The sequence below is a fragment of the Limosilactobacillus sp. genome (assembly GCF_051873035.1).
Lineage (GTDB): Bacteria > Bacillota > Bacilli > Lactobacillales > Lactobacillaceae > Limosilactobacillus.
Genome location: NZ_JBJEEL010000038.1, coordinates 40,187 through 47,022, shown reverse-complemented (window position 1 = coordinate 47,022; position 6,836 = coordinate 40,187). Strand labels below are relative to the sequence as shown.

At 48.0% G+C, this 6,836-nt stretch carries 6 protein-coding genes and 1 tRNA gene; 3 read left to right on the top strand and 4 right to left on the bottom strand.

Annotated features, from left to right (window positions below; all coding sequences use genetic code 11):
- Window positions 1–168: 168 nt before the first annotated feature.
- The 4 genes from ACI31H_RS03580 to ACI31H_RS03565 all read right to left on the bottom strand — a co-directional run bounded on the left by ACI31H_RS03580 (window position 169) and on the right by ACI31H_RS03565 (window position 2,820).
- Entirely contained in the window at window positions 169–1,158 is a 990-nt protein-coding gene (locus ACI31H_RS03580; protein ID WP_439770628.1) for an aldo/keto reductase, read from the bottom strand.
- Between the two features lie 18 nt (window positions 1,159–1,176).
- Window positions 1,177–2,130, bottom strand: a complete 954-nt coding sequence (locus ACI31H_RS03575) for an aldo/keto reductase (protein ID WP_439770627.1) — start codon at window positions 2,128–2,130, stop codon at window positions 1,177–1,179.
- Window positions 2,131–2,225: 95 nt separating this feature from the next.
- The gene (locus ACI31H_RS03570) at window positions 2,226–2,684 is read right to left on the bottom strand and encodes a winged helix-turn-helix transcriptional regulator (protein ID WP_439770626.1); all 459 of its coding nucleotides are present in this window, start codon (window positions 2,682–2,684) and stop codon (window positions 2,226–2,228) included.
- Between the two features lie 63 nt (window positions 2,685–2,747).
- Window positions 2,748–2,820 (bottom strand) — tRNA-Lys (locus ACI31H_RS03565).
- Window positions 2,821–2,974: 154 nt separating this feature from the next.
- Here ACI31H_RS03565 and yycF point away from each other — a divergent pair.
- From yycF to ACI31H_RS03550, 3 genes are read left to right on the top strand one after another with little or no spacing between them, the layout of a single operon-like run.
- Window positions 2,975–3,679 (top strand): response regulator YycF, encoded by a 705-nt coding sequence (gene yycF / locus ACI31H_RS03560; protein WP_439770625.1) that lies wholly within the window; start codon window positions 2,975–2,977, stop codon window positions 3,677–3,679.
- Window positions 3,680–3,692: 13 nt separating this feature from the next.
- Window positions 3,693–5,564, top strand: coding sequence for a cell wall metabolism sensor histidine kinase WalK (gene walK, locus ACI31H_RS03555; protein WP_439770624.1), 1,872 nt, complete (start codon window positions 3,693–3,695; stop codon window positions 5,562–5,564).
- Window positions 5,542–6,825 (top strand): YycH family regulatory protein, encoded by a 1,284-nt coding sequence (locus tag ACI31H_RS03550; protein ID WP_439770623.1) that lies wholly within the window; start codon window positions 5,542–5,544, stop codon window positions 6,823–6,825. Before walK ends, ACI31H_RS03550 begins: the two co-directional genes overlap by 23 nt.
- Window positions 6,826–6,836: the final 11 nt, after the last annotated feature.

The window sequence follows — 6,836 nt, the reverse complement described above, 5'->3', positions numbered from 1 at the left end:
GATTAAGAGTCCGTTGCTCTGCCAGCTGAGCTAACTGCCCATGTCATTGACAACACAAATAATAATATCAATATTTGTGTTGTTTGACAAGCCCTTTTTTAATTTTTTTTGAAAAAAGCTGGCAAAAAGGTAAAATGGTTTATTAACTTTGCTTGGTGATGGTGCTTGCTAAGCGTTCAGAACGTGATCAATCGCTGCCAGCTCCTCAACGCTAAAGCTAAGGTTATTAAGTGCCTTAACGTTATCGACTAGTTGACTTGGTCGGCTGGCACCGACAAGGACACAAGCGATCTCCGGTTCCCGCAAGTTCCAGGCAATTGCCATTTCCGCCAATGACTGCCCCCGCTGTTGGGCAATTGCAGTTAGTTGGCGAACCTTATCGATGGTTGCGACCACCTGGTCTTCATGGAGGAACGGACTTGTTGACTTCGCTGCCCGGGAATCGGCAGGAATACCGTTAAGGTAGCGGTCGGTTAACAAACCTTGGGCAAGTGGGCTAAAGCAGACCGCTGCCTTTCCTTCTTCTTTTAGAACGGGTAGAAGATCGGTCTCAATGTGGCGATCAAACATGTTATAACGTGGCTGGTGAATAATAAATGGGGTATGGAGGTCCTTAAACACCTTAGTAATCGCCGCGGTTTGCTGACCGTTATAATTGGAAATTCCAATATAAAGTGCCTTTCCCTGGCGAACGAGTTGGTCGAGTGCTTCGGCCGTTTCTTCGATTGGTGTTTCAGGGTCCGGACGGTGGGAGTAAAAAATATCAACGTAGTCTAATCCTAACCGCTTGAGACTCTGGTCAGCACTAGCAATGATACTCTTGCGCGAACTCCAGTTACCGTAGGGACCAGGCCACATTTCGTAGCCGGCTTTACTGGCAATAACCATCTCATCACGGTAGGGTTTCATGTCCGCTGCCATCATCCGACCGAAGTTTTCTTCAGCACTTCCGGGGACCGGACCATAATTATTGGCGAGGTCATAGTAGGTGATTCCCAGGTCAAATGCCTGGTGGACAATGGCCTTTTGGTTTTCATACTGGTCAACACTACCAAAGTTATGCCAGAAGCCAAGACCAATTGCGGAAAGCTTCAGACCGCTATTCCCGACCCGGTTATAGCGCATTTGTTGGTAACGGTTTGAATTTGCTTGATACATTAGATCAACACCCCTGTTTTAAGGTAACTGGTGGCCGGCAGCTAAGTAAAGGTCGTACCACTCCTGGTTGCTTAGATCAATATCGGCCCCTTTGGCACTATCAGTAATGTGGGCGGGGGTCATCGTCCCCATGATCATTTGGATTTGGGCCGGGTGCTTAAGGATCCAAGCGGCAGCGACCGCATTCTTACCCACACCATACTTATCCGCTAACTTCTTCAGTTCTTTATTTAATTCTGGATAATCAGGGTTGTTAATGAAGGTCCCTTCGAAGTTGCCGTATTGGAATGGTGACCATGCCTGGATGGTGACGTGTTTGCGCCGGCAGAAGTCAAGGAGGCCGCCATCGTGATCCGTGCCGTCAGCGTTACTGATGTTAGTGTTAATTCCAAAGTCGACCATTCCGGTATGCATTAGGCCAAATTGCAGTTGGTTGAACATTAAGCGCTGGGTAATGCTGTCTTGAACCATTTGGAATTGCTGGGGGTTAAAGTTGGAGACCCCGAAGAACCGCACTTTACCGCTTGCCTGTAAGATGTCAAACGCGGCCTTAATTCCTTCAAGGTCCATTAATGGGTCCGGACGGTGGAGTAAAACAGCATCCAGGTAGTCAGTGCCCATGCGCTTTAGGACACCGTCAACCGCGTCAAGAATGTGCTGCTTGGTAAATTCGTACCGTCCCCCGAAAACAAAGCTACCGTGACTACGGGCCGGGTCGATGATAATTCCCACCTTGGATTGGACAAAGAGGTCTTCCCGGTTGACCTTAGCCAGTTTGAGGGCCTTACCGAAGACTTCCTCAGATTTGCCCTGGCCGTAGATATCTGCCGAGTCAATGTAGTTGATGCCACAGTCATAAGCGGTATCGAGGACCTTCGCTGCTTCAGCCGGTGTTTTGGCCTCCATCCGCATAATTCCCAGTCCCATAGCCGGAATCTTCAAACTGGTTGCACCGAGGTTAATTTGTTTCATATATAAAAACCGTCCTTTCAGTCAACACTTATTAGCTACCTTCATGGTAGTAAATAAGTGTTGGACCGACAAGACGGCACTTTATTTTTACCAGGTTACCTGTTGGTACCCTCGTCATTATTAGGGAACCAGTCACCGATATGGTCCGCTTCAAACTGGTGGTAGAGGTCGTGAAGCCGCTTTTCCTTGATTCGGCGGGTCTGGTCATTGTATTCACAGGTGGGGTGTTTGAGTTTATAGTCACCCTCGTTAAGGTAACCCCACGCACACATCACGTCCAGGATGGGGAAGAGTGACCGCCCATGGTTAGTAATACTGTATTCCACCTGGACGGGAACGGTGGGGATAACGGTGCGCTTGATAATGTGGTCCGCTTCTAGTTCGCGGAGTTGGGAGGTCAACGTCTTCTTAGGTGCTGTATCAAGGTAGCGTAAAATTTCACTATACCGCTTGGTTCCTGTCTTCTCTAAGTAGTGGAGGATCAGGGGCTTCCACTTGCCCCCAATTACGTTAAGGGTAATCTGGATTTCGGTCAGTGCTTCTTTCTTTGCCATAATGAAGTTCCTTTCAAATAAAAAAAGAGACTGAGGAAATCCTCAGTCTCTGTAAACCTCTGATGGGCAGTCAGGGGATCGAACCCTGGACCCACGGATTAAGAGTCCGTTGCTCTGCCAGCTGAGCTAACTGCCCATAACCTCTCAACAAGGTACTTTATTAAATTACCATCGAATCTGATTTTTGTCAATGTTTCCTGCTAAAAAAATTCAAATTAGCTGTGCTATAATTATACTAGCAAACAGAGAAGGAAATAATGATCATTTACACCCACTGGAGGGACTATTAAATGGCAAAAAAAATCTTAGTTGTTGACGATGAAAAGCCCATTTCCGATATCATTAAATTTAACCTCGAAAAAGAAGGATATGAAGTTGTCGTTGCCTTTGACGGGGAAGAAGCACTTGAAAAAGTGGAGGCGGAAAACCCAGACCTGATTATTTTGGACCTAATGTTACCAAAGATTGATGGCTTGGAAGTAGCCAAGCGGGTGCGGGCTAAGCACACGACCCCAATCATCATGGTAACCGCGAAGGACTCAGAGCTGGACAAGGTGCTGGGACTTGAGCTGGGGGCCGACGATTACGTTACCAAGCCATTTTCTAACCGGGAATTGGTGGCCCGGGTTAAGGCGAACCTACGGCGGGAAGCCGCGGTTCAGGCACCGGCTCAAGAAGAAAATACCGATATTAAGGTTGGTGACATCACAATTCACCCCGAAGCCTACACCGTTACTAAGCGGGGGGAAAATATTAACCTTACTCACCGTGAATTTGAGTTACTGCACTACCTGGCCCAACATATCGGTCAGGTAATCAACCGGGAACACCTCTTGCAAACGGTTTGGGGCTATGACTACTTTGGTGATGTACGGACGGTCGACGTGACCGTTCGGCGACTCCGGGAAAAGATTGAGGACAACCCTAGCCAGCCGAAGTGGTTGATTACGCGGCGTGGTGTTGGTTACTACTTAGCAAATCCTGATCAAAATTAGAGGCTAACTAGTTGTGAATAGCAAGTTAAAATTTTATCAATCAATTCGGGTAAAAATCGCCCTCGTTTTCGCGTTAATGCTTATGCTGACGTTGGAATGCGTTGGGGCGGTTTTTGTGCGTCAATTGGAGCACCAAAACCTGAATACGTTTAAACAAACAATTGAACTACCTTCATACGTTGATAACGCCCTAAGCGAACAGTTGACGCGGGGGAATACTAAGCGGGCCAACCAGTCCATCCGCCAAATCTTGTCAGAAGTTAATAACAGTAATATTTCTGAAATCCGGGTGATTGATAGTAAAGGGGTCATCCGGGGGACGAGTGCTTCGGATAGCCGGAGCGTCATTGGCCAAAAGTCAACGGATAGTATGGTAAAGGCGGCCCTATTGAATAATCGTTCCCATTCGGAAAACGTGTACGACAGCTCTAACCACAACCGCTACTACATCAATGTAGTCCCGCTTAACGATAATAATAACAACGTTGTGGGGGCCGTCCAATTGCGGGCCAGCTTGGAGAGCGTCTATTCCAACATCAACAGTATTACCTTAATCTACCTTTCAGCAGCCCTGATTACGATCGTCTTGTCACTATTCTTAGCGATCCTTATTTCCCAGGAAATTACCCAGCCAATCGAAGAAATGCGTAAACAGACGTTACGGATTGCACGGGGGGACTTCTCCGGCCAAGTTAAGGTGATGGGTAATGATGAGTTAGGCCAGCTCGCCGGGGCGGTAAATAACCTGTCCGTGCGGGTTGAAGAGGCCCAGGAGTCATCCGATTCGGAACGGCGGCGACTCGACAGCGTCCTCTCCCACATGTCGGATGGGGTGTTAGCAACGGACCGGCGGGGCAACGTGACGATTGTTAACAATATGACCCTCCAATTACTGGGGGTGGACCATGAGGACGACTTGATCGGTAAGTCAATTATTGATGTCCTTAACATTCGCCATGACTATACCGTCCGTCAGCTGATTAATGAGGATCAGCAAGAGATGATTATTGACATGTCCAATGCCGGAAATGACCTCATCTTAAACGCCTACTTCTCACCAATTCAGCGGGAATCAGGCTTCATCAGTGGGTTGGTTTGTGTCCTTCATGATGTTACCAGCCAACAAAAGGAAGAGCGGGAACGGAAGCAGTTCGTTTCTAATGTTTCCCACGAGCTGCGGACACCATTGACGAGTGTCCACAGTTATGTGGAGGCGCTAAGTGATGGTGCCTGGAAGGATAAGGAGATCGCGCCTAAGTTCTTAACCGTTATCCAAAATGAAACTGACCGGATGATCCGGATGATTAATGACCTGTTAAGCATGTCACGGATGGACTCAGGGACGACGAAGCTCAACCTAGAATACGTTAACATTAAAGAGCTATTCAATTATATTTTGAACCGGTTCGATATGATTATCAAAAAGGATGAAGATAGCGGCGAAAGTAGTAAGAAGTACACCATCGAGCGCTACTTTACCAACAAGGACCTGTGGGTTGAAATCGATACGGATAAGTTTACCCAGGTGATTGATAATATTATGAATAATGCCATTAAGTACTCTCCTGATGGTGGGGTCATCACGACCCGCCTGCTGGAGACCCATAATCACGTTATCTTAAGTATTTCTGACCAGGGGCTCGGTATTCCCCGTAAGGACCTCGGCCGAATCTTTGATCGTTTCTTCCGGGTTGATAAGGCCCGGAGTCGAAAGCAAGGCGGAACCGGCTTAGGACTTGCCATTTCCAAGGAAGTCGTTAACATGCTCGGTGGTCAGATCTGGGTTGACAGTGTTGAAGGGAAGGGTTCCACCTTCTACATTTCACTGCCGTACGTACCTTATGAAGAGGAGGATGATTGGGATGATCAAGAAACTAAGGACTAATTGGTTAGCAATTGCCTTGGCACTCGCGGTAATCCTCAGTCTCTTCTTGTCGAGCCTGATCTGGACGAACCCCTTCCAGTATGAGGGGGCTCGTCGGGAAAACATTCGTGGTAATCAGCAGTACACGACTCAGTCGATGGGGGATGTTTACTTGCCAACAACGGTGGTACGGACAGACCGCCGGGGCAACCAGACCACCCTATATAGTCCTGAAGTAACCCTTGTTCGGGAGATGCGGGATAGCATTCGCTCCTGGCAATTTGGCCGGGTATCCGCGGTTAAGACTAATAATAGTGATGTCTACCTTAGTTACCTCCGTCACCGTAATTCACTGATGTTAAGTTATCCGAATGCGGTCCCCACACTAATCTTTAACGAGACCTTTTCTCAGGAAATTAACAGTGACCAGGTGGGCCAAATTAACCACATCGTGATTCCGTTATCCGGGCCCCGGGAGGTCTACCTCCTTAGTGATCACCACTACGGGATTTACCGTCTCCGGGTCAACAAGGGCTCCTTTTCAAAGATCGTTCAATTGGCTAAGGGAACGAAGCAGATTCCCGTTGACCATAAAATTGTCAATGGCCAAACGATCACAACCTATCCCCGGGAATTTACCCTCCCCACCTTCGCCTTCCAGATAACCAACCAGAATATTGAAACGCTGAGCTCTAACCTAATTAGCGGTAGCCGGCAGAGTAATATCACGACGACAAGAAATGGCGACCGGACTATTTATACGAGTGGTAATAACCGCCGTCTATCCTATAACCGTGTGGTGGGAACCATTAATTACCGGTCCTACGCAAGTGATGAGTACCGGAGTACCGAACAGCTTTACTCTTACTTCTACAACCGCCTAGTCAAAACCGGGGTACAGCTAAATAATATCCGCTTTGATGGCACTAGTGCCCATGACCGGCGCTTTACCTACCGGACCTTTATCGACGGCTTCCCGGTTTTCAATGATGACGGCTACGGTAGTATCACGATGACGGATAAGAACGGGGCGGAACAGTGTCAAATGAGTCGCTATTCCCTGCAGGTACCGCTACCGACAAGTCAGCGGCAGGAAAAGCTCCCGTCGAGTACCACAGTCTTTAATCTGCTGCATGCTAGTCCCCACTTTAAGGAATTTAAGGGGCTACGGATTGGCTACCTCTGGAAGAGCGGCGGAAATAAAAAGGTGGTTAAGTTGACGCCGACTTACTTCGTTAAGTACCACGGCAACTGGGTTGATTACGAAGAGTTTGTAAAGTAAGGGGGTCAGTG

Bases quoted from the DNA above. Each gene is read 5' to 3' on its own strand.
- yycF (WP_439770625.1), top strand. From the start codon at position 2,975: ATGGCAAAAAAAATCTTAGTTGTTGACGATGAAAAGCCCATTTCCGAT.
- ACI31H_RS03550 (WP_439770623.1), top strand. From the start codon at position 5,542: ATGATCAAGAAACTAAGGACTAATTGGTTAGCAATTGCCTTGGCACTC.
- ACI31H_RS03580 (WP_439770628.1), bottom strand. From the start codon at position 1,158: ATGTATCAAGCAAATTCAAACCGTTACCAACAAATGCGCTATAACCGG.
- ACI31H_RS03575 (WP_439770627.1), bottom strand. From the start codon at position 2,130: ATGAAACAAATTAACCTCGGTGCAACCAGTTTGAAGATTCCGGCTATG.
- ACI31H_RS03570 (WP_439770626.1), bottom strand. From the start codon at position 2,684: ATGGCAAAGAAAGAAGCACTGACCGAAATCCAGATTACCCTTAACGTA.